This window comes from Tundrisphaera macrotermitis (genome assembly GCF_051175315.1).
Taxonomy (GTDB): domain Bacteria; phylum Planctomycetota; class Planctomycetia; order Isosphaerales; family Isosphaeraceae; genus Tundrisphaera.
This window is the reverse complement of record NZ_CP195100.1, coordinates 2,204,269-2,225,980: the sequence shown is the minus strand read 5'-3', so window position 1 is coordinate 2,225,980 and position 21,712 is coordinate 2,204,269. Positions and strand designations below refer to the sequence as shown.

General features: G+C 70.2%; 18 protein-coding genes. 9 read left to right on the top strand and 9 right to left on the bottom strand.

Annotation, left to right across the window (positions count from 1 at the left end; all coding sequences use genetic code 11):
• Window positions 1–3 precede the first annotated feature (3 nt).
• Complete coding sequence (locus tag TA3x_RS09040; protein ID WP_435020400.1) at window positions 4–243, bottom strand: hypothetical protein; 240 nt, start codon at window positions 241–243, stop codon at window positions 4–6.
• A gap of 393 nt (window positions 244–636) precedes the next feature.
• Here TA3x_RS09040 and TA3x_RS09035 point away from each other — a divergent pair, with 393 nt between their 5' ends.
• The 7 genes from TA3x_RS09035 to TA3x_RS09005 all read left to right on the top strand — a co-directional run bounded on the left by TA3x_RS09035 (window position 637) and on the right by TA3x_RS09005 (window position 10,219).
• Window positions 637–1,101 carry a DUF4288 domain-containing protein gene (locus TA3x_RS09035; protein ID WP_435020398.1) on the top strand — a complete coding sequence of 155 codons (465 nt, stop codon included), beginning with the start codon at window positions 637–639 and terminating at the stop codon, window positions 1,099–1,101.
• A gap of 121 nt (window positions 1,102–1,222) precedes the next feature.
• Window positions 1,223–2,185 (top strand): nitrilase-related carbon-nitrogen hydrolase, encoded by a 963-nt coding sequence (locus TA3x_RS09030; RefSeq protein ID WP_435020396.1) that lies wholly within the window; start codon window positions 1,223–1,225, stop codon window positions 2,183–2,185.
• A gap of 87 nt (window positions 2,186–2,272) precedes the next feature.
• Window positions 2,273–3,178 carry an SDR family oxidoreductase gene (locus TA3x_RS09025; protein WP_435020394.1) on the top strand — a complete coding sequence of 302 codons (906 nt, stop codon included), beginning with the start codon at window positions 2,273–2,275 and terminating at the stop codon, window positions 3,176–3,178.
• 155 nt (window positions 3,179–3,333) lie between these two features.
• The gene (locus TA3x_RS09020; RefSeq protein WP_435020392.1) at window positions 3,334–4,107 is read left to right on the top strand and encodes an SGNH/GDSL hydrolase family protein; all 774 of its coding nucleotides are present in this window, start codon (window positions 3,334–3,336) and stop codon (window positions 4,105–4,107) included.
• A 257-nt stretch (window positions 4,108–4,364) separates the two neighbouring features.
• A complete protein-coding gene (locus tag TA3x_RS09015; RefSeq protein ID WP_435020390.1) occupies window positions 4,365–4,997 on the top strand; it encodes a hypothetical protein in 633 nt (210 codons plus the stop codon).
• Between the two features lie 25 nt (window positions 4,998–5,022).
• Window positions 5,023–5,346: a hypothetical protein gene (locus TA3x_RS09010; protein ID WP_435020388.1), complete on the top strand. Its 324-nt coding sequence runs from the start codon at window positions 5,023–5,025 to the stop codon at window positions 5,344–5,346.
• 70 nt (window positions 5,347–5,416) lie between these two features.
• A complete protein-coding gene (locus tag TA3x_RS09005) occupies window positions 5,417–10,219 on the top strand; it encodes a carboxypeptidase regulatory-like domain-containing protein (RefSeq protein ID WP_435020386.1) in 4,803 nt (1,600 codons plus the stop codon).
• 9 nt (window positions 10,220–10,228) lie between these two features.
• Here the strand turns inward: TA3x_RS09005 and TA3x_RS09000 are convergent, their stop codons facing one another.
• The 8 genes from TA3x_RS09000 to tssK form a co-directional block, all read right to left on the bottom strand.
• Complete coding sequence (locus tag TA3x_RS09000; protein WP_435020384.1) at window positions 10,229–11,206, bottom strand: calcium/sodium antiporter; 978 nt, start codon at window positions 11,204–11,206, stop codon at window positions 10,229–10,231.
• Between the two features lie 13 nt (window positions 11,207–11,219).
• Window positions 11,220–11,777: a DUF6653 family protein gene (locus tag TA3x_RS08995; RefSeq protein WP_435020382.1), complete on the bottom strand. Its 558-nt coding sequence runs from the start codon at window positions 11,775–11,777 to the stop codon at window positions 11,220–11,222.
• Window positions 11,778–11,826: 49 nt separating this feature from the next.
• Window positions 11,827–13,053 (bottom strand): cation:proton antiporter, encoded by a 1,227-nt coding sequence (locus TA3x_RS08990; protein WP_435020380.1) that lies wholly within the window; start codon window positions 13,051–13,053, stop codon window positions 11,827–11,829.
• A gap of 403 nt (window positions 13,054–13,456) precedes the next feature.
• Window positions 13,457–14,932, bottom strand: coding sequence for a SulP family inorganic anion transporter (locus TA3x_RS08985; protein WP_435020378.1), 1,476 nt, complete (start codon window positions 14,930–14,932; stop codon window positions 13,457–13,459).
• A 458-nt stretch (window positions 14,933–15,390) separates the two neighbouring features.
• Window positions 15,391–15,609 carry a DUF4287 domain-containing protein gene (locus TA3x_RS08980; RefSeq protein ID WP_435020376.1) on the bottom strand — a complete coding sequence of 73 codons (219 nt, stop codon included), beginning with the start codon at window positions 15,607–15,609 and terminating at the stop codon, window positions 15,391–15,393.
• A gap of 213 nt (window positions 15,610–15,822) precedes the next feature.
• Complete coding sequence (locus TA3x_RS08975) at window positions 15,823–17,409, bottom strand: type VI secretion protein IcmF/TssM N-terminal domain-containing protein (protein ID WP_435020374.1); 1,587 nt, start codon at window positions 17,407–17,409, stop codon at window positions 15,823–15,825.
• A 15-nt stretch (window positions 17,410–17,424) separates the two neighbouring features.
• On the bottom strand, window positions 17,425–18,048 hold the full coding sequence (locus tag TA3x_RS08970) for a DotU family type IV/VI secretion system protein (RefSeq protein ID WP_435020372.1): 624 nt from the start codon (window positions 18,046–18,048) through the stop codon (window positions 17,425–17,427).
• The gene (gene tssK, locus TA3x_RS08965; RefSeq protein ID WP_435020370.1) at window positions 18,048–19,472 is read right to left on the bottom strand and encodes a type VI secretion system baseplate subunit TssK; all 1,425 of its coding nucleotides are present in this window, start codon (window positions 19,470–19,472) and stop codon (window positions 18,048–18,050) included. The genes TA3x_RS08970 and tssK overlap by 1 nt, the downstream gene beginning before the upstream one ends.
• 237 nt (window positions 19,473–19,709) lie before the next feature.
• On the opposite strand from tssK, the gene TA3x_RS08960 reads away from it, so the two are divergent.
• Both TA3x_RS08960 and TA3x_RS08955 read left to right on the top strand, forming a co-directional pair.
• Window positions 19,710–20,660: an aldo/keto reductase gene (locus tag TA3x_RS08960; RefSeq protein ID WP_435020368.1), complete on the top strand. Its 951-nt coding sequence runs from the start codon at window positions 19,710–19,712 to the stop codon at window positions 20,658–20,660.
• 176 nt (window positions 20,661–20,836) lie between these two features.
• Window positions 20,837–21,685, top strand: coding sequence for an IS5 family transposase (locus TA3x_RS08955; protein ID WP_435022289.1), 849 nt, complete (start codon window positions 20,837–20,839; stop codon window positions 21,683–21,685).
• The last annotated feature ends 27 nt before the right edge of the window (window positions 21,686–21,712 follow it).

The following is a 21,712-nucleotide window of genomic DNA, read 5'->3' as shown; positions in this document are numbered from 1 at the left end:
CGATCAGGCCGATTCCCTCGCGCCATCCAAAATCTCGGCCTTGCGTTCGAAACCTTCCCGAGTCAGGACGTAGACCGATTCCTCGCCGTCGCGGAACGTGCTGCCGGCCAGCATCAGACCGGCACGCGCCAGCTCGCGATACGGCCCGCGGGTCGAATCGTCCACGGGGAGATTCCCCTGCCGCTCGACATGCAGCCGGAACAGGCCGATGGCTTCGACTGACAGGGCGGTGAGATGCAGCATGACGGCCTCCTTGTCATCATGAAGGCTGGGAAGCTACGCTTCGACATCAATTCGACCCGGCGCAAAGGGCGGCCGCAACGAGTGGAAAGCGGGAGGTGGGGCGAGCCGGCAGCTTGTCGAATAATTGGAGATCGATTGGTGCAAATGCGAAAATTATCGGGAAGGACGGCCACGGCCCGACCGTCAGCCGACTTTTATACCCGTCCGCGGATGTTTGCGACAAGAGATCCCAGATTGTCAGGAGAATCCCCCGTCCCTGCATCGTGCGGCCGGGTACTCATCGCCAAGGCCAAGCATGAGGGATTCAAGCTCGTCGGTCGCGTCCCGAACGTCCTGTTTTATGGAATCGATTACATCATAGCTTGATCGGACCCGCGAACGGAGTTGACTCGCATGGAATCCATCCCCGAAGACGCCCGCTGGTATCTCGCCAATCTCATCCTCGAAATTCGCATCGAGGGCGATCCCAGGAACGTCATCCACATCAACACCCGTCTGATCAAAGCCGATACCCCCGAACTGGCTTACCGGAAGGCTGTCGATTTGGGTCGGGCCGGGGAGATGGAGTATGACAACACGAATGACAAGCTCGTCAAGTGCAGCTTCCGGGGCATCCGGAACCTGGAAGTCATCCAAGACGACCTGGAAGACGGTGCCGAGTTGTTCTACGAGGAGCACATCGGCATCGCGGAGAACGAAATTCGGGGATGGGCCAAGTACAGGGATGAACTGAGCGTCTTCGCACCGCGGGAGAAACTGGCGGAAGTGCCGAACTTCATGCCCAAATCGATTGCCGAGGATTTGGTCGCCGAAGGCATGCCGAGGACGGAGATAACGGGTTGGGAACACGAATCATGAGGCGCGTAATCATCATCGGATGGGCATCGTCCACCGATACCCAGAACCTGGGCGATGCCGCCCCATACAACGATCCACGCCACCCGTCCGAAGACCGTTCACTCAGCGAGATTTGCCGATCATGCGTGACATCCGCATTGCCGCCGCCCAGTTCGAGCATCGAGACGGGGACAAGGCCTACAACCTGGCTCGCATCCGCGAGCTGACCCGGCGGGCGGCGGGCCGGGGGGCCGAGGTCGTTTGCTTCCACGAGTGCAGCGTCACCTCGTACACCTACCTCCAGACCCTCTCCCGCGACGAGCTGGACGCGCTGGCCGAGCCGGTCCCGGACGGACCTTCGACCCGAAAACTCGTCGACATCGCCCGCGAGATGGGCGTCGTGGTCATGGCCGGGCTGATCGAGCGGGAGCCGGACGGGCGGCTTTACAAGAGCTACGTCGCGGTCGGCCCGGAGGGGTTCATCACCCGGTTCCACAAGCTGCACCCGTTCATCAGCCCGCACCTGACGCCCGGCCGGGGGTATCACGTTGCGGAGATCCTCGGCGTGCGGTTCGGCTTCCTGATCTGCTACGACAACAACCTGCCGGAGAACGTGCGGGCCACCGCCCTGCTCGGGGCCGAGGTGATCGTCATGCCGCACGTGACCGGCTGCACCCCGTCTCCCATGCCGGGGCGCGGCACGGTGGACCTGGCCCTGTGGGACGGCCGCCACCGCGACCCCGCCCGGGTGCGGCAGGAATTCCAGGGGCCCAAGGGGCGGGGCTGGCTGATGCGCTGGCTGCCGGCGAGGGCGTGGGAGAACGGCGTCTTCGTGGTCTTCTCCAACAACATCGGCCGCGACCACGACACCATCAAGCCCGGCCTGTCCATGATCCTCGACCCGAGCGGCGAGGTCCTCGTCGAGAGCCACGAACTCGGCGACGACGTGGTCGTCGGCCTCCTCGCCGCCGACGCCCTGGACCGGGCCCCCGGCCGGCGTTATCTCAAGGCCCGCCGCCCCGACCTGTATGGCCCGCTCGTCGAGCCCCACCCGCCCGGCCATCAGCCCGTGACGAGCCCGGGATGGCGACTCTCCTACGAGTGATCCCGGCGGCATGGTTTGTGCCGGGCAAGGTCGATCGTCGCGGTTGTCGCACAACCTGATCACACATCGACTTTTGGATGGCTTCCCATGTTCGGATCGAGCAAGCACCAGTACGAGATGCAGGACCCGCTCAAGCAGTATCCCCGGCCGCCGTACAAGGGGCAGGAGCAGGCCAAGCCGGGGCTGGCCGCCAAGATGGACCCGAAGCCCGACCACGGCGAGGACAGCTACAAGGGGCTGGGCCGGCTGGAAGGGCGGAAGGCGCTGGTGACCGGGGCGGACTCGGGGATCGGCCGCGCGGCGGCGATCGCCTTCGCCCGCGAGGGGGCCGACGTGGCGATGAGCTACATGCCCTCGGAGGAGGCGGACGCCAAGGAAGTGGTCGCCCTGATCGAGAAGGCCGGGCGCAAGGCGTACCCGATCCCCGGCGACCTCACCAGCGAGCCGTATTGCAACGACCTCGTGGCGCAGGCGGTGAAGTCGCTGGGCGGGCTGGACATCCTCTGCAACGTCGCCGGCCACATGATCGCCTGCGAGTCGATCGAGGACCTCACCACCGAGGCCTTCGACCGCACGATGAAGACCAACGTCTACGCCCTGTTCTGGATCTGCCGGGCGGCGGTCCCCCACATGAAGCCGGGCTCCACGATCATCAACACGGCGTCGATCCAGGCCTACCAGCCGTCGGCCGCCCTGCTCGACTACGCCGTCACCAAGGCGGCCAACCTCAACTTCACCAAGGGGCTGGCCCAGCAGCTCGCCGAGAAGGGGATCCGGGTCAACGTGGTCTCCCCCGGCCCGATCTGGACGCCGATCCAGCCCACCGGCAACTACGGCATGGAGAAGATCCAGAAGATGGGCTCCGACACCCCCCTCGGCCGCGCCGGGCAGCCGGCCGAGCTGGCCTCGGTCTACGTCCTGCTCGCGTCGCAGGAGTCGAGCTACATCACCGGCGAGAACTTCGGCATCACCGGCGGCAACGCCTGCCCCTGATCGGGCCATCGCATCGGGGGCGGAGGGACACGCCCGCCGGCCTCTCCGCCCCCCTTGCGGGATGGCCTGCACCGGGCCATCCTGGGAGGCCGATCGGAGGCGGTCATCCTCCGCCATCCGGCCATCCTCCGTCATGGGGCGAGGTGTATCAAAGCATGCGGATCCCGGCCCGACCCCATCGCCTAGCGGCCGTGCTGGCCGTCCTGCTGCTGCTCTCGGTGGTCGGCAACGTCGCCCTGGCATGGGCCGCCCGCGCACAGTACCGGAAGAACCTTCAGGTCCGGCTCGACCCGACCTCCGAGATCATGTTCCTCCCCTTGAACTCCGCCCTGCCGCCGGCCCCGGGCGGCGTCCACCGCGTCGTGTTCCTCGGGGATTCCCGGACCGAGATGTGGCGGGACCTGCCCGACCTGGACGGCTGCCAGCGGGTGAATCGCGGCAGGAGCAACGACACGAGCGCCCAGCTCCTCCTCCGCGTCGAGCGGGACGCCATCGCCTTGAAACCGGATCTCGTCTTCCTGGAGGTCGGCGCCAACGACCTGAAGTCCATCGGGCTATTCCCGGACGATGAGGCGTCGATCCGGGGCCGGTTCAGGGCCAACGTCTTCGCCATCATTGATCGACTCGCCCGGGCGGGGATCCCGGTGGTCGTCAGCACGGTCTTCCCGTTCGGCGACGTCTCCTTGCTGCGGCGTCCCATCTGGTCCGATCGGATCGTCGCGGCCCGGGATGAATGGAACCGGGAGATCCGCGCGCTCCATCGGCCGGGTGTCACGGTGTTCGATGCGGACGCGGTCCTGTCGTCCGACGGCCGGATGAAGCCGCAATACCAACTCGACGAACTCCACCTGAATGACGCCGCCTATCGGGCCCTGAACGCGGCGTTGCCCGCCGTCATCAGGCGAAGCCTGGACGATCGGCCGAGGTGATCCGGCCGCCGGTCGCCACGGGCCATCCTCGGCCCGAGACGGCCCGATCGCGCCGAAGGCCCGCGGGTCGATGACGGCCTGCGCCACTCGTCGGCGGGCGGCATGGGTCCAGGGGCCCGACCCGACTGGGTAGCGCCGCCCGAGGGTGACACCGCTCCCGGGCCGAAGCAACGTGGTCCGGGATCGTCTATCCTGGTTGATGGTTCCGAGGGCGGCCCCATCACAATCGCCCACCCCGAGGTGACGATGAGGTATCCATGACCATCAGGCAGGGCTTTCTGATCATCCTCAGCGCCGGGATCGGCTTTGCCGCCGGCGGGGGCGGCGTGGGCTATGCGCTGGCCCGCTTCGCCCCGTTCTACTATCGGGGCGTCTTCCAGGCCGGGGTTCAGCCGGGTTTCGATCCTGATCAGGTCGGCGTCGGCCTCGGCATCACTCAGGGCCTGATCGCCGGGCTGGTCGTCGGCTCGGTCATCGTGCTGGCCGTCGCCCTTTCGGGCCCGCGTCGGCAGCCTTCGGGAAAACCCGGATCGGACGAGGAGATCGATCGATTCCGCCCTCGCGGCTGGATGTATGCCGTCCTCGGCCTGCTGGGCGGGGCGTTGCCCTCGCTCCCCGTCGGGCTGGTCGTCGGCTTGCTCATGGGAGACTGGGGTTGCAAGAACCGGCGATTCGACGAGGAAGTGGCGGCCATCACCCCGATACTCGCCGCAGACCCCGCCTTCACCAAGGTCAATTTCTGGATGAATTCGGCCGACGGTTGTGCCACGCTTTCCTGCGTCGCGAAGACCAGGGACGATCGCGATCGGTTGCTCCCGCAACTGGTCTCCTTGATGGGGCAGGCACGCGCCAAGGATCTCATCCAAGGGGTGTCCGTCGAGGATGATTGATCCCGACCGCTGGAGGACGACGGGCATGAAGCGGCCTCGGTGGCGGTTCACCCTGCGGGGGATGATGGTCGCGGTGGCGATCCTGGCCCTGGCGTCGTTCGGCACGCGGATGTTGATCCGGCGAGGGCAGCATCTCCGGTCGGCCGTGCTGTTCCAGAAAAAGGAGGCCGAAGCACGCCAAAGGGAGGCATGGTCGCGGTCGATGGCAACCAAGGGATATGTTTCCCCCAGGGTGGCCGAGGCGGAACGGTCCCGCGCCGAGCATTTCGGGCGGATGAAGGCGAAGTACGAGCGGGCGGCCCGGTCTCCCTGGCTCGCCGTCGAGCCCGACCCGCCGGCGGCGGAGTAAGATATCCTCCAGGGACGCCGGGCTCGTGGCCCGCCGCCGCATCGTCCACACCGCTCCGCCGAGCCGAGCCATGCCCGAGACGCCGCCGACCCCGCCCCCCGTCCCTCGCCGATGGCGGGATGATCCGTCCGAGCGGGCCGGCGCGTCGGGGCTGGACGGGCCGGACCGGCGGATGATCTACGGGCTGCTGGCGGCGATCCTGGCGTTGGGCGGGGCGGTCGTCGGGCTGTTGAACTGGATCCGGCCGATCCCCAGCCCGTTCTTCGTGCCGATCCGGGTGGGGGAATACCAGGACCGCCAGATCCCGTTCCTGCCGTTCGCCGGCAACGACGCCGCGGCCCTGGGGCGGGGTTATTTCGCCCGGACGGTGGGCCTGGGGTTCCCCGACCAGGAGAAGGCGGTGATCGCGGCGACGCTGGCCGGGCTCCGTGAGCGGAGGGAGCGGGACGCGGTGGTCGTGCTGGTGTCAGCCAATGCCCGGGTCGCCGATGACGGGTCGGTCGCCATCCTGCCCGCCGACGCCGACCCCGCCGTGCCCCAGACCTGGCTCCCGCTCCGCGACGTGCTGGTGGCGGTCCGCGACTGCCCGGCCGCCCACAAGCTCCTGATCCTGGACATCATGCGGCCCCTGGGGACGGCCCGGATGGGCGTGCTGCTGGACGACGTCCCGGCGCGGATCCCCGACGAGTTGAAGGCCGTCGCCGACCCCCGGCGGCTGGTGCTCTCGGCGTGCGGGCCGGGCCAGGTCTCGTTCGCCTCCGAGGAGATGGGCCGGTCGGTCTTCAGCTACTACCTCGAAGAAGGGCTGCGGGGCTGGGCCGACGACACCGACGGCCGGGATGGCCTGGTCTGCGCCGTCGAGCTGGGCCGGTTCGTCGCCGATCGGGTCGCCCGTTGGGTTCGTTTGAACCGGGGGGCGGTGCAGGTCCCCGCCTGGTCCGGGACGGGGGAGGACTTCCCGCTGGTGGCCATGGCGCACAGCCGGCCCCGGCCCCACCTGGCCATCCCCAAACCGCCCGCCTATCCCGGTTGGCTGAACGACGCCTGGGCCCGGCGCGACCTCTGGCTCAAGGCCGGCGACGACCGGCTCCTGCCCCGCGCCTTCCTGAAGGCCGAGGCCGGGGTGCTGGAGGCCGAGGCCGAGTGGCGGGGCGGCCTCCCCGAAGCCCGGACCCGCCGCGCCCTGGACGATCGGCTCGCGGAGGCCCGATCCCGGTTCGAGCAGGCCCGGCCGGCCGGGCGGCCCGAGCCCCGCTCGCTGGCCATGGCCTCGGCCTTCGGCGCCGCCGCCGACCCGGCCATCGCGAAGGCCCTTTCCGACCTGCTCGCCAAGAGGGCGGCCCTCCTCCGCGCCCCCAAGCCCGACCCGGCCGCCGACCCGGGCAGCCTCGTCGACGCCTTCCACGACGCGACCCGGGCCGCCACCGACTTTGCCCTCGCCCGGGCCATCTTCGACGCGGCCGTCGGGGGGGACGGCCGGGGCGATGGCCTGATCTTCCTCGACGACCTGCTCCGCCATCGCCACGCCCGGCCGATCTATGCCGAGACCCTGATGCTCCGCCGCCTGGCCGACCTGGCCCGCGCGGCCGCCCCCGGGGGCGATGCCCCGACGCCGGAGGCCGCCCTGCTCGGCCTCCGGCTGGCCCGCGAGGCCGAGGCGGCGGAAAGCCGGCCGATCGCCTTCGAGCGGCTCCGCAAGTCCTTCGACGAGGCCTCCCGGGCACGGCACGACGGCGAGGTCCTGCTCCTGTTCGGCCGGGGCTATGCACCGCTCGACGAGGCCGTGCGGGCCATGGGCCGGGCCATCGACGCCTACCAGGCCATCTCCGAGGGGCAGGACGGCGTCACCCTGGCCTTCGCCGAGGTCGACGAGGCGCTCCGCGACCTGCCCGCCTACCGGCCTTATCTGGAGTATTTCCCCGACCGCGCCGGTGCCTGGCTGGACGCGGTGGACGTGGCCGGCGACCTGGCGGACCTCCTGACCGGGGCGGCCCCCTCCCCCGCATCCGCGCCCGAATCGCCCGCGGCGGGGCCCCGCCAGGCCCTGGACGACCTCCGGCACAAGATCGACGTCCTCAACGCCCGGCTGGACGACCTCTGGGGGCCGCTCGCGCCGGCCCGGGTGGCCGACCTGATCGCCCGATCCGCCCGGCCCGACGCGGGCCCGGCCGTCCTCCGCGAACTGGACGCGGCACTGGCCACCCCCTTCCCCGAGGCGCCGGCCCGCGCCCGGATCCGGGCCGCCCGGGGCGTGCTGGCCCGCGCCCTGCTCGATCGCTCGATCGCCGTCGACCGGGGGGCCCGGCCCGACCCCGGGGCCGACGGCCCCCGCGCCCCGATCCCGGACCCGGCCCGGGATGCCGCCCGCCGCGCCCGCGAGTCGATCGCGGCCCTGGGCCTGGCCGGTCTCGACCCCGACGGGCTCTCCGCCCTGCGATCCGCCCTCGATCGGGAACTGGCGGCCCGGGGCCGGCCCGGGACCTGGCGAGGGCTGGCCCGCGAGATCGACTCGGCCTGGCGCGAACGGCTGACGGGGCAGTATCGCGAGCAAAAAAGCCTCGCGGCCCGCGATCGGATGAGTCGGTTCTTCCCCCCGTTCGCCCCGTCGTCCTTGCTCGACGACCCGCAGGCGAACCCCACCCTCATGCGCCGCGAGGCGGCCATGAAGGCGCTGCTGGGCTGGCTCGCCGATCGCGCCGACGACCGGGCCCGCGACCTGGGCGGCTCGGCCTTCGACGCCATCACGGCCCGGACCTACCGCCCCCGCGATGACGACCGGGCCGACCGCCCCGCGCCGGTCCAGTTCCTCCCCCCGAGTTCCGGCCCACCGAGCCTGGCCGCCGACCGCCCGGTCGCGACCGTCCCGTTCGGCTTCCGCCTCGCCCGCTCGACCGGCCGGGCCCCGGCTTTCGCCCTGATCCACGACCCTGGATGGCTGCTGGTCGACCCCGGCGGCGGGGCCGTCCGCTCGGACTCCGGCAGCGATGACCGGTCGATCCGCCGCTATGAACTCCCGGCGTCGGATGCCCTCGATCGGACGATCCCGCTGCGGATCGAGCTGCGGACCGGCGCCGGACGCTCCGAGACGCCGCCACCCCGCGGGCTCCTCGTCCGCGTCCAGGCCGACGGTCGGGACTTCCACAAACTCCTGGACGTGGACCTGACCTCCGACGTTGATCGGCCCCAGGTCCTGTTCGCGGCCAGCCCCGACCGCCCCGACGACCCCCGGGAGGCGATCCGGCTCCGGGCCGTGGACGGGCTCCAACCCTGGCATCTCTACGTCCGGAACCCGTCCCGCCGGGCGCGGAGCTTCGGCGTCCGGATCCTGGCGGCGGGCTCGCCGGTCCTGGGTGGCGAGGGGACGGTGAAGCTCGAACCGGGCGCGATCGGCAAGGTCGGCTTCGCCCCTCCGGTCGCGGCGGCCGGGGCCGCGACCCCGGCCGCCGCCCGGCCCGACGCCGAGCTGCCCGAGCTGGCGGGGCCGCTGTCGGTGCGGATCCTGGACGCCGAGGCCGGGGGGGCGGAGCTCGCCACGGTGCCGGTGGAGGTCGGAATCGCCTCGCCCGTCGAGGTGGCCCGGGTCACCTCGATCCGGTTCGACCCGGGCGGGGCATCGGGCAAGAATCACCTGGAGGTCACGCTCCGCGCCTCGGGGCCGATCGCCGGGCCGCCGTGCGTGGTCAGGCTGGTGCTGGACCGCGACCGGATCCCCGCCCTGCTCCGCCCCGGCGACGGCACCTTCCGCGCCACGCTGCCGGCCGACGGCCGCCCGATCACCCTGGACGCCAAGGGGATCGGCCTGGACCCGGCCGCCGACCCGGACGGACTGGCGGTGATCGCGCTGGACCACTTCGACCGCGCGTTCGCCTTCCGCACCACGTTCGCGACCGGCTCCCCCACGCCCCGGACGCCCGAGCCGGTCGCCCTGCCCGCCCTCCGGCTCCGCGCCGATCGGTTCGCGGGCGGGACGGCCCCGACCCTGAAGGTGACCATCGAGGCCGACAACGCCCCGCCCGGCGCGACGCTGGACCTGGTCCTGGGCCGGTTCGACGCCGGGGTGTTCCGCCCCGACCTATCGCGAACCTACCCCGGCCCTCGGCGGACGCGGATCGGCCTGGCCATCGGCGGCGCCGGCAACCCGCTGGCCTTCTCGGCCTCGGTCGCCGACTGGGCCGAGACCCTGGACATCGCGGGCCTGCGGGGCACCCGCCTGCTCCGCGCCCGGATGCTCGACCCCGAAGGACATGCCATCCAGGAGGCCACCCAGCCGGTGGTCTTCGACGACATCCCCCCCGGCCAGCCCCGGTTCGTCGGGCTGCCGGCCCAGGTCAAGAAGGGGACGACCCTGGCGGTCTCGGCGATCGCCTCGCCGTCGGAGTCGGGCATCGCCTCGGCCTCCTTCTTCGTCGGCAAGCCGGTTGACGGCAAGATCCCGTCCGGCGTCGCCGCAATCGATGGCGCCCCCGCCGATTCCCGGCGCTCGACCTGGACGGCCGCGCTCCCCCTGCCCGGCGACCGCAAGGGCCCGATCGACCTGTCGGCCCGGTTCACCAACGCGGCGGGGGTCTCGGCCTTCGCCTCCGGGACCGTCGAGCTCCTGGACGCCGACCCGGTCCTCCCCGGCTCGATCCGGGGCGGCGTGGTCGAGGGCAGCAATCCCCAGCCCAACCTCGAAGTCTCGCTGACCGGACCCGTCGGCGCCGGGCCGACCAGCACCAAGACCGCCGCCGACGGCACGTTCACCTTCTCCAACCTCGCCCCCGGCAAGTACAAGCTCTCGGCCGCCAAGCCGGAATCGCTCACCAAGGCGTCCGCCGAGGTGACCGTCGCCCCCGGCTCGACCGCGACGCCCACGCTGGAGCTATTCCGCTGACGGCCCGGCTCATGCGACCGTGGTCCTGCCGAGCAGGACGAACAGATAGAGGCCGTAACAGGCCAGGAGCAGGACCCCTTCCGATCGCCCGATCCGGCGTCCCGTGAACATCACCGGGAAGAGGAGCAGGGTGAGGCCGAGCATCCAGAGGTTGTCGCCGACGATGATCTCGCTCGGGACCCGGACCGGGCGGACCAGGCCGCTCAGGCCGAGCGTCCCCAGGATGTTGAACAGGTTCGAGCCGATGACGTTGCCGACCGCCACGTCGTCGCGGCCCCGGACGCTGGAGACGAGCGAGGTGACGACCTCGGGCAGCCCGGTCCCGCCCGCGACGATGGTCAGGCCGATGATGCGCTCGGACATCCCCCAGGCCCGGCCCAGCTCGATGGCCCCGGTCACGGTCGCCTGGGCGCCGCCGACGAGGAGGGCCACGCCCGCCCCCACCAGCCCCAGGGCCAGCAGGCCGCTGGACCGGGGGTTGGCCTGGGCGAGTTCCTTGACAGCGAGATCTTGCTTGTGTTCCTCCACGGGGCTCATCTGCTTGCGGACCAGCACGACCAGGTAGGCCGTGAATCCGGCGTAGATCGCGATGAAAAGGGCGGAATCCAGGCGATCGATCGTGCCGTCGTGGCTGACCGTGAGGTAGAGCAGGGTCACCAGCGCCAGGACGGGGTATTCCAGGCGGATCGTGTTGCCGCCGATGACCAGCGGCCGGATGATCGCGGCCAGCCCGAGGATGCACGTCAGGTTGAAGATGTTCGACCCGACGATGTTGCCGATGGCGACCGCCTCGCTGCCCCGCAGGGCCGCGATCAGGCTCACGGCCAGCTCGGGCACCGAGGTTCCCGCGGCGACGACGGTCAGGCCGATGACCGCCGGCGTGACCCGGGCCAGCGTCGCCAGCGAGACCGCCCCCCGGAGCAGGAGTTCCCCGCCTCCCACGAGCAGCACGAGGCCGATGAGCACCAACCCCAGCGAGATCATCATGAGATTTGCCCCGTTATGCCGACGGATTCGGTTCGATGCCACGGTCCCGCGGCGGATCGTCGGCGGGACTCGCCCAGCCCCGATACTCCGGCGTCGCATCCTTCATGTCCTCGTACAACCAGACCATGCGGTCGACGAACCAGAGCTTTCCCAGGAAGGCCAGGGCCATCCCGAGCAGGGTCGGCCAGATGGCCAGCTCGGCCAGCCCCCAGATGAGGAGGATGCCCCCGATCGCGGCGACGGCGGCCAGGATCCGGGGCACCAGCCGATGGTGGCGCGGGATGGCCACCCGGTCGCGGTCCAGCCAAACCCGCTCGCCCATGACCCCCTTCGAGGCCCAGTTGTCGGTGGAGGCCGGGGCGGGGAACAGGCGGGGGTTCCACCAGGTCCAGAGCGCGAGCAGGGCGACCGGGGCCACCGCCCACCGGCCGATCCAGGCCCGGCTCCAGACGGCGAGGATCCACAACGGCAGGGTCGCCACGCGCGTCCACACGCTCCACGGGCTGGCATGACGCCGCCAGGCCGCTTCATCCATCGCGAACGCCCGGGCGATCCCCCGTTCCAGCGTCATGGCGCCGCCCCTCGAGTAACCTTTCGAAGAGATTCGACGCGAGCGGGCATCAATTGCCCGTGACCCATTCGTCGATCCCTTCCGACTCGGGCGGCTTCCACGACGCATCCGCCGGGGGGAAGAGGATCCGCAGGAGCGGCGGGGCGAGGAAGGTGGTGACCATGACCATCAGGGTCACGGCGCCGAAGAGTTTCGCGTCGAAGACCCCGCTGGAAAGGCCCATCTGGGCGAAGATCAGCCCGACCTCGCCGCGAGGGATCATCCCCACGCCGATCACCCTCTTGTTGCCCTTGAACCAGGGGGCGGCATAACCGGCGGCGAACTTGCCGATCACCGCCGCCACGATCAGGAGGCCGCCGACCATCAGCGTCGCGCGATTCTCCGGAACGGCGGGGTTGAAGACCCGGACGTCGACGGCCGCCCCGACCGAGACGAAGAAGATCGGCACGAAGAAGTTGCCCAGCTCCGTGACCCCATGCTCGACCTCGTGCGCCTTGGGCGTGCGGGCGAGGAGCACCCCGGCGACAAATGCGCCGATGATCACGGCGGAGCCCACTTTATCGGCGAGCCATGCCAGGGCGAAGGCCAGCAGCACGGCCAGGATGGTCGGGCTCCCCGGGTATCTGAGCTTGCTCACGAGCCAGGTGACCGGCGGCGTGAGCAGGATCCCCGCGATCAGCGACACGACCAGGAACCCGAACGCGGAACCGACGATCTTGGCGACGCCGAGGGCCGTCACCGATTCCCCCTGGGTGAGGCCGGCCACCACCGTCAGGATGATCAGCCCGATGATGTCGTCGATGACGGCCGCCCCGAGGACGATCTGGCTCTCGGGCTCCTGCATCCGGCCGAGGTCCGAAAGGACGCGGGCGGTGATCCCGACGCTTGTGGCGGTGAGCGAGGCCCCGGCCACGATCGAAGCGAGATTGCCGAGGCCGACCAGCCGGCAGGCGCCATAGCCCAGGGCGAACGGGAGGGCGACGCCGACCGCCGCGACCGCCGCCGAGCTGCCCCCGACCTTCAGGAGCTTCGCCAGGTCGGTCTCCAGGCCGATGGCGAACAGGAGCAGGATCACGCCCAGCTCGGCCATCAGGTGGATCACGTCCATCTTGGGGTCGACGAAGCCCAGGGCGGACGAGCCGATCACGACCCCCGCTACCAGCTCGCCGAGCACCGACGGCTGGCCGCACGCCCGGGCCAGCGCCCCGAAGAACTTCGCCGACCCGAGGATGATGACGACGAGGCCTAGAAACTCAGGGATACTAATATGATGCATAAATATCCAGATTCTTTCGTAATCGATGGACGATCCGGGCCATGATGACCGTCCTCCCCCACGATCCGGGGCGGGCGTCGGGATCTGCCCGGCCCGGGGATGGACGGCGACCGGTCGACCCGAGAGATCGTAATATGAATAGAGAATGATGGAATCGAGAAGGTGGGAGGGCTACCAGCCGCCGCCGTTGGTGATGAAGAGCTTCAGGTAGAGCTCGTTCTCGGTGGTGGGGGGGGAGGGTGGGGCGTGCATGAGCCGGGTCGCTCGCTCTCGGGGGACTGGTCTCGATCGATCATAACGCGGTGCTCTCATCCCCGGCAAGCGCAGGGGATCGATCGGGCCATCGCCGGTCGCCCCCCGGCCTCTCCCGATGAGGGGAAATGCCGGGGGGAGTAGGCCCGCGTCAGTGCCCGGCCGGCAGGTCGAGTGCGCCGGGCTTGTCGTGGGCTCCGAGGCGGTCGATCATCGTGGAACTGGCCTCGTTCAGGCCGACGAGGTCGACCGCGACGCCCTTCTTGCGGAACTTCATCACCACCTTGTCCAGGGCGCCGATCGCCGAGATGTCCCAGAAGTGGGCGTGGGTGAATTCGATCTCCACCCTTTCGACGGGCTCGGTGAAGTCGAACCCCCGGATGAAGGCGTGCGAGGAGACGAAGAACAGCTGCCCGCTGACGTGGTAGATCGTCTTGCGCCCCTCGTCGCACGATTCGGCGCGGACGCGGACGATCCGCTCGACCTTCATGGCGAAGAACAGGGTGCTCAGGAGGACGCCCACCAGCACGCCTTTGGCCAGGTCGCCGGTGGCCACCGTCACCACCACGGTGGAGAGCATGACCAGGCTGGAACTCTTGGGGTGGACGACCAGGCTCCGCAGCGAGGCCCAGCTGAACGTGCCGATGGACACCATCGTCATCACCGCCACCAGGGCGGCCATCGGGATCTGCCGCACCCAGTCGCTCAGCACCAGGATCAGGAACAGCAGGAAGCAGCCGGCGAACAGCGTCGACAGGCGGGTCCGCCCGCCCGACTTGACGTTGATGACCGACTGGCCGATCATCGCGCAGCCCGCCATCCCGCCGAACATCCCGGCCACGATGTTGCCGAGCCCCTGCCCGGCGCATTCGCGGTTCTTGTCGCTGGTGGTGTCGGTCATGTCGTCGACGATGGTGGCCGTCATCATCGATTCCAGCAGCCCCACCACGGCCAGGGTGCAGGCATACGGGAAGATGATCCGCAGGGTCTCGAACGAGATCGGGACCTTCGGCAGCAGGAAGGCCGGGAACTCGGTGGGCAACTGCCCCATGTCGCCCACCGTCCGCAGCGGCATCCCGCTCAGCATGGCCACCGCCGTCAGGGCGATGATGCAGACCAGGGCCGAGGGCACCGCCCGGGTGAAGCGCGGCAGCAGGTAGATGATCGCCAGCCCGGCGGCCACCATCGGGTAGACGTGCCAGGTGCCGCCCACCAGTTCCGGCACCTGCGCCAGGAAGATCAGGATCGCCAGGGCGTTGACGAACCCGGTGATGACCGACCGCGACACGAACCGGATCAGCGCCCCGAGCCGGAACAGCCCGGCGAGCACCTGGAGCACGCCGGTCAGGATCGACGCGGCCAGCAGGTACTGGATCCCGTGGTCCTTGACCAGGTCGACCATCACCAGGGCCATCGCCCCGGTCGCCGCCGAGATCATCGCCGGGCGGCCCCCGGCGAACGCCGAGACGACCGCGATGCAGAACGACGCATAAAGCCCCACCTTGGGATCGACCCCGGCGATGATCGAGAACGCGATCGCCTCCGGGATCAGGGCCAGCGCCACCACCGTGCCGGACAGCAGGTCGCGGCCGACGTTGGAGAACCACTCATCCTTGATTCTTGCCATGTTCATCATTCGTTGGATCTCGATCCATGGGGGGCCCGAAGCCGGGCCGGGCGGCGGGGCGCCCGGTGACGGCAAGGCGATGCGTCGCCTCCGCCCGAGGGCGGCGACGAACGAGGAGTTCGCGCCGGTTAGGATGGGGATGGGGCGGATCACCCACCATCGACGATGGGAGTTCGAGGCGTCCTGGTCGGGGACCGAGGAGCGTCCGCTCAGGGCGGAGTCGGGCGGGAGGTGTGGCGGCGGGCGTTCATGCGGCTCATCTTCGGGGAGCGATCGGGTCTTGGGGGACGGCAACGCCGGGCCCCCAGGCCGGCCGGGACGCCGAGACGCACCGGCCCGGGGGCGAGTTAGTTTCGCCCCCATCCTCCTCGTCGTCAAGGGGACCGGCGAGGAGTCCGCCGGCCGATCGAGGCCGATCAACTCGAACGGAGCGGTCGGGTCGCGGTCCCCGGCCGATCTCAGGTGGGCTGATCGCCCGGGTTGGCCCGATGATGGGCGACCAGGGCGTTGGCGTGCCCGTGGCCCATGGCGTGCTCGGCCTTGAGCCACGCGACCATCTCGGAGTGTTTCTTGCCCGCCTGCCCCTTGAGCAGGTCCAGCCAGTGGGCGATCGGCTCGCCGTACTTCTTCTCGATGGCGGGGAAGTAGGAGGCGGGGCCCTTCGGTGCGTCGCTCATGGTCGGTCCTCCTTGCCCTGGCGATGATGGCAGGAATCGCGGCGGTCGCCCCATCCGAGGGGAGCGGCACGACGGAGAATGCCCCGACCCGTCGGCCCGCCTCTGCCACCCCGGAGACTATAGGGCCGTCACGCCCATCCCTCAACGCCAATCGAGCGTTCGTCGATGCGGGGCCCTGGTTCGCTACGACCCGACCGTCGCGTGGCCCGGCCCTCAGCGCGGCCAGTACCAGGTGCCCAGGGCGATCAGGGCCGCGACGAAGCCGACGATGCCGGCCAGGCCGATGGTGGTCCAGCGGCGGTCGTCGGCCTCGGAGGCGAGCGCCTCGCGGGTCCAGGAGACGGCGTTCTGGTTCTCGACGAGCCGGCGGAAGACCCCGGCCACGAACGACTGGTCGCGCTCGGCATCCAGCCCGGTGCCGGCCAGGTAGCAGCCCCCCAGGAGGCGCGGGGCATTGGCCTCCAGGACGAAGGCGCGGACCAGAAGGCGGGCCAGTCGGGATTCCCGGGCCCGCCACCAAAGGAGCAGGTGGTAGAGCCGGATGTTGTCGCGGACGGCGGCGCCGGGGTCGTCGCCGGACGCGGAGGATTCGACCCGCCAGAGGCGATAGACCAGCGTGGGCAGGAGCGCGGCGCCGATCCAGAGGACGCCGTCGCGGATCATCCTCGGCACGTCGGCCGGGTCGATCGCCGGCAGCAGCGGGAAGTGCTGGCCCAGGAACCGCTGGCGGTGGGCGTCGGGGAACTGGCCGGCGAACTCGCGGAAGCCGGGCGCGGACTCCAGGTCGCAGACCAGGGCGAAGGTCGGGCACTGGGTCTGGAGGGTCTCTCGGGCGATGTCCAGGTCGCGGCGGCAGACGGATCCCGCCTGGTCGGCCGAGGCGTCGTCTTCCATGGCCAGGGCGGGGATCAGGAACAGCATCCCGTTGACCGGGCAGTAGGGGCGGCGATCGCGGGCGATCAGCCGGCAGAGGTGGCGGAGCCGGTCGGAGATCAGGGCGATCTCCCCCGGGTCCTTGAGCAGGACCACTCGCCTCGGCTCGGGCCCGGGGTCCGGGGCGGGGGCGACCACGGCCGGGGCGGCCACCATCGGCGCCGGGGCCACCGCACCCAGGATCGGGCCGAGGTCGAACGGGTCGAACGGCGAGGCCGGCGCGAGGCTCGGGGCCGGGGCGATTTCGGGAGGGGCGGCCGGAGCGGCCCGATCGGCGTCCGCCCGGTTGAACAGCTCGGCCTGGCGGGCGAGCAGCGACGCCCCCTCGCACGACACGAAGATGGCGTCGCGGTTGGCCGACAGGTGGAGCGGGGCGTCGGCCCGTCGCGGGGCGAAGCCGACCTCGAACGGGATCTGGGTGGCGTGGAACAGCGCCTCGGGCGTGCCCGCCGGCCGGCCGAAGATCAGGAACAGGGGGGTCGCCGTCAGGTCGATGCTGGCCTGGTCCAGCGCCCGCAGCGCCTCGTCCCAGGCGGCGTCGATGTCCGGGAACTCCGACGACTCGCGCTCCGAAGTGAGCAGCTTCCAGAGCCACCAGCCCATCCAGGCCATCAGGTAGAGCAGGAGGAAGATGGTCGGCAGCCAGACCTTGCGGAGGACCGGAACCGGCGCCCGGAGCACCCTTTCCAGGTCGAGCCGCTCGTTGATCGCCCACAGCCCCACCAGGATCAGGGCCACCAGCACGACGCGGAGCACCCGCCGCAGCCCTGGCCCCGGATGGCCCAGCGCCCGGACCCCGGAGACGGCGGGCAGCAGGAGCCCGAACAGCCCGAGGATCCCCTTCCCGATCTTGCGAAACAAACCCATGCCCCGCCGCCTGGCCTACCGGCCGAGTTGGTACACCAGGAAGAAGGCCACCAGGGGGACCGACAGCAGCAGGACCAGCCCGCCGGCCATCACCACCTTCTGCAACGACTCGCGGCCCCGCAAAGGCGCCACCGAGGTGATCACCTCCAGCTCGGGCGGGGGCGGCCACCCCTGCCCCCGGAGCTTGGTGATCCGCGCCCGGGTGGCCGCGACCCAGTCTTGCAGCTCGGCCGGGCGGTCGCGCAACTGGCCCCGGAAGCCCAGCATGACGCACAGGAACAGGGCCTCCAGCACGTCCACCTCGGACCGGGTCTCGGCCTTGCGGGCCAGCTCCCAGAACTTCCAGGCGCGGTCGTTGGTGCCGTGCAGCGCCAGCTCCAGCTTCCTTTCGTTCCAGCGCGACTCCCAGGGGGAGTCGAGGATGAAGGTCTCGTCAAGCCAGCAGGCCAGAGCATAGCGGACCGTGGCCAGCCGGTCGTCGCCGCGACGGGCCTCCTCCCCGCCCACGCCGTTGAGCAGCCCCTCCAGGATCGCCTGCTCGGTGGCGAAAACCGGCGACTCGCCGCGTTCGAGGCGCTCGCGCAGGTCGATCCCCTGGGCGATGACCGGGTCGATCAGGGCGGCGATGGTGTCCGGCATCACGTCCCCTGCGGCGCGACGTAGAGGGTGAACTCGACCGTGGTGACCTGCCCCTCGGCCTTGATCGTCAGGACCCGCTGGCCCTGGATGTTGCCGGCGATCAGGTTCTCATTCAGGCGGATCGCCAGGGTGAGCGAGCGTTGGACGTTCTGCCACTCCGCCTGCTCGGACTCGCGGGTGACCTGGAAGTAGATCAGGTCGGGCGACGACGGCAGGGCCCGCGGCGGGCGCGGCGAGTGGGCGAACCGGAGCCCGGCCTGGCCCAGCCGGAAGATCGCGTCGACCCGGTCCGAGCTGCCCACCTTCATGTCCAGCTGCCCCGGGCGGGTCAGCAGGCGAATCGTCTCCTCGGCGGGCAAAGGGCTCCGCACGCCGATGTACATCTGCCAGACCGATTCCAGCCAGGCCGGCTCCAGGGCCACCTGCATCCGCATCCCGGCGCCGACGAACGGCTGCTCCTTGTAGTTGGGCTCCACCAGGATATCCAGCAGGGCGTCCACGCACTGCTTGGCCCGGAAGAAGCAGCCGCCGAGGTCGTCGTGGTCGTACCGGGGCAGGTCCGGGGGCCGGCGGGTGGCGCCGAAGATCGCCAGCCGGCCGACCAGGCGGGCCAGCTCCAGGTAGGCCGCAAACGGGTGGACCCCCTCGGCGAACGCCAGGACGCCCAGGGTCGGATAGCTCTCGTTCAGCTCGCGGAGCTGCGCGAAGATGACCGGGTCCCCCTGGGCCTGGCTGTCGAAGGTGATCCCCCGCGACGTGACCTGCGAGGCCAGCACCTCGATCTTCTTGCCGATCCGGTCGTAGATCGCCTGCAGGATCCCGGCGGCCAGCGGCGGCCAGGCGTCGCAGGCGATCAGGGGCGGGATGAACGTCTCGTCCAGTTGCGGCGTGGACTCGCTCCGCGACGACCGCATGATCCGGGCCAGCGGCAGGACGTCGTAGCCGCTCTGGTCCTGCGCCGAGGTCAGCAGGCGGAGGTTGAGCCGGCGCACCAGCACCTGCTGGGGGTTGGCCCCGGTGTTCTCGTCGGGGATGGTCTCGGTATCGACGACGTAGCGGACGCCGTCGGCGGCCCCCGCCTTGGCGACGTTGGCCCGGCCCGGGTTCAGGATCGGCACCGCCAGGTAGACGGTCACGACGTCCTGGGCGGCGAACGCCGGCTTGAGGTCGAGCGCCGGCAGGACGGCGTCGTCGGGGATCGCCACCAGCGTCCCGTCGCGCATCCGGGCCCGCGCCCCGCGCAGGGAGAACCGGGAGTTGGCCAGCGCGTCCAGGTCGATCGAGGCCGACCGCAGGCCCCAGTTGTGGTGGTGGTCCCACTTCTCGTCGCGGTGGGCGAGGTCCGCGGCCTGGCCCTGCGCCGCCAGGAAATGGTGCGGGCGGAGGAACATCCCCTCGTGCCAGTGGACTGCCGTCCCAGCCATATCCGGTGGATCGTCCTTCCGAGGTGGTCGTCGGACATGGGGACGAACGCACGAGCCGCCCGTCCCCCCCGGATTATCATAGCCGATCCGGGGGCAGGAGGCGCACCAACGCCGGAAACACTTTGGGCGCGGCAATTGCTCCGCGATCCAGGCCCGGACATCATCCGATCGAACATCTCCGATTCATCAGGGCCATCCACCGCCCGCGAGGATCGGACCACCACGAAAGCGGCGGCCATGAGCAACACCGAGATGCCCTATCGGACCCTCGGCAGCACGGGCGAGCGCGTCTCCGCCATCGGGCTCGGGGGATGGCACCTGGCCCTGAAGCACGTCGACAAGAAGACGGCGATCAACATCGTCCATTCCGCCATCGATCGCGGGATCAACTTCCTGGACAACTCCTGGGATTACAACGAGGGCGAGAGCGAGATCCGGATGGGCAAGGCCCTCCAGGACGGCTATCGCGACAAAGCCTTCCTGATGACCAAGATCGACGGCCGGTCGAAGAAGGAAGCCGCCCGGCAGATCGACGAATCCCTGAAGCGGCTGAAGACCGACCGCATCGACCTCGTCCAGCACCACGAGGTGATCCGCTTCGACGACCCGCACCGGATCTTCGACGAGGAGGGGGCCCAGGCGGCGTTCCTGGAGGCCAAGCAGGCGGGCAAGCTCCGCTACATCGGCTTCACCGGCCACAAGGACCCCGAGATCCACCTGCACATGCTCCGGGTGGCCGAGCAGCACGGCTTCCGGTTCGACGCGGCCCAGATGCCCTTGAACGTGATGGACGCCCACTACCGCAGCTTCGCCCGGGCGGTCGTGCCGGAGTTGGTCCGGCAGGGCGTGGGCGTGCTCGGAATGAAGGCGCTGGGCAACGGGATCATCCTCCGATCCGGCACGGTGACGGCGATCGAATGCCTCCACTACGCCCTGAACCTGCCGACCTCGGTGGTCATCACCGGCATCGACAGCATGGAGATCCTGGACCAGGCGTTCGAGGCGGCCCGGACCTTCCAACCGCTGGGCGAGGCCGAGATCGATGCCCTGATGGCCAAAACCTCCGGGGCCGGCTCGCTCGGCGAGTTCGAGCTGTTCAAGACCTCGTCGATCTTCGACGCCACGGCCACGCACCCGAAATGGCTCGGCGAGGAGCCGGAGAAGCACACCAGCCTCATGCCCGCGTGAGCCGGGCGAGGAGGCCCTCCGGAGGACCGTATCACTTCCCGGTACGAGCCGGATTCCGCGGCCCGGGGGTTTTCGCGTTAGGTTTCGCCCGATCTTGCGGACTAGGGCGTGTCTGGCAATAGCCTCGGCCCATACGATTGGAGTGGACGGATCACCCCACCAGCACCCTCACGACCTTGGCTCAACTCCGACACGCCCTCTCCGACGAGCATTACGCCGCCATCGAGCCGCTCCTGCCCACCAACGCCCGGCCCGGCCACCCCTGGAAGGGGCACCGCCGGGTGATCGACGGCATCCTCTGGATCCTCCACACCGGCTCCCCCTGGCGTGACCTGCCCAGGCCAACCTACGGCCCATGGCAGACCGTCTACGAGCGGTTCAACCGCTGGGCCAAGGACGGGACCTGGGCCCGGCTGCTCGAGGCCCTGCATGTGCGGCTCGACGCCGCCGGCAAGATCGACTGGGACCTGTTCTGCATCGACGGCTCCTCGATCCGGGCGAGCCGCGACGCCGCCGGTGCCTCGCCGACCCACGGGACGGCCGCCGAGCCGGCCGACCACGCGTTGGGCCGCTCTCGCGGCGGCTTCGGTTCGAAGATCCACCTGATCTGCGACGGCAAGGGCCTCCCGATGGCGGTGACGGTGACCGCCGGCCAGCGGCACGAGGCGACCCAGTTCGAGGCGGTAATGGGCCGGGTACGCGTGCCCGGCCGGAGGGGCCGACCCCGGAGCCGGCCCAGGAAGTTGGCCGGCGACAAGGGCTATAGCTCGCGGAAGATCCGCCGATCCAACCGTCGCCGGGGGATCGCCTCGGTGATCCCGACCAAGTCCAATGAGAGGCGGGTCCGGGGGTTCGACAAGGCGTCGTATCGCCGTCGCAACGTGGTGGAGCGTTGCATCGGGTGGCTGAAGGATCGGCGGCGGGTTGCGACGCGGTTCGAGAAGCTGGCGGAGAACTTCGAGGCGATGGTCAAGCTGGCGATGCTTGAACGGTTGCTGAAGGCACTATTGCCAGACACGCCCTAGAGTGTACCATCGCGACCGGGGCCCCAC

What these genes read in the sequence shown, in the direction of transcription:
- TA3x_RS09005 (WP_435020386.1), top strand. Translation starts at nt 5,417, where the DNA reads ATGCCCGAGACGCCGCCGACCCCGCCCCCCGTCCCTCGCCGATGGCGG.
- TA3x_RS08985 (WP_435020378.1), bottom strand. Translation starts at nt 14,932, where the DNA reads ATGGCAAGAATCAAGGATGAGTGGTTCTCCAACGTCGGCCGCGACCTG.
- TA3x_RS08960 (WP_435020368.1), top strand. Translation starts at nt 19,710, where the DNA reads ATGAGCAACACCGAGATGCCCTATCGGACCCTCGGCAGCACGGGCGAG.
- TA3x_RS09015 (WP_435020390.1), top strand. Translation starts at nt 4,365, where the DNA reads ATGACCATCAGGCAGGGCTTTCTGATCATCCTCAGCGCCGGGATCGGC.
- TA3x_RS08970 (WP_435020372.1), bottom strand. Translation starts at nt 18,048, where the DNA reads ATGCCGGACACCATCGCCGCCCTGATCGACCCGGTCATCGCCCAGGGG.
- TA3x_RS08975 (WP_435020374.1), bottom strand. Translation starts at nt 17,409, where the DNA reads ATGGGTTTGTTTCGCAAGATCGGGAAGGGGATCCTCGGGCTGTTCGGG.
- tssK (WP_435020370.1), bottom strand. Translation starts at nt 19,472, where the DNA reads ATGGCTGGGACGGCAGTCCACTGGCACGAGGGGATGTTCCTCCGCCCG.
- TA3x_RS09030 (WP_435020396.1), top strand. Translation starts at nt 1,223, where the DNA reads ATGCGTGACATCCGCATTGCCGCCGCCCAGTTCGAGCATCGAGACGGG.
- TA3x_RS09025 (WP_435020394.1), top strand. Translation starts at nt 2,273, where the DNA reads ATGTTCGGATCGAGCAAGCACCAGTACGAGATGCAGGACCCGCTCAAG.
- TA3x_RS09010 (WP_435020388.1), top strand. Translation starts at nt 5,023, where the DNA reads ATGAAGCGGCCTCGGTGGCGGTTCACCCTGCGGGGGATGATGGTCGCG.
- TA3x_RS09020 (WP_435020392.1), top strand. Translation starts at nt 3,334, where the DNA reads ATGCGGATCCCGGCCCGACCCCATCGCCTAGCGGCCGTGCTGGCCGTC.
- TA3x_RS09035 (WP_435020398.1), top strand. Translation starts at nt 637, where the DNA reads ATGGAATCCATCCCCGAAGACGCCCGCTGGTATCTCGCCAATCTCATC.
- TA3x_RS08990 (WP_435020380.1), bottom strand. Translation starts at nt 13,053, where the DNA reads ATGCATCATATTAGTATCCCTGAGTTTCTAGGCCTCGTCGTCATCATC.
- TA3x_RS09040 (WP_435020400.1), bottom strand. Translation starts at nt 243, where the DNA reads ATGCTGCATCTCACCGCCCTGTCAGTCGAAGCCATCGGCCTGTTCCGG.
- TA3x_RS08995 (WP_435020382.1), bottom strand. Translation starts at nt 11,777, where the DNA reads ATGACGCTGGAACGGGGGATCGCCCGGGCGTTCGCGATGGATGAAGCG.
- TA3x_RS08980 (WP_435020376.1), bottom strand. Translation starts at nt 15,609, where the DNA reads ATGAGCGACGCACCGAAGGGCCCCGCCTCCTACTTCCCCGCCATCGAG.
- TA3x_RS09000 (WP_435020384.1), bottom strand. Translation starts at nt 11,206, where the DNA reads ATGATGATCTCGCTGGGGTTGGTGCTCATCGGCCTCGTGCTGCTCGTG.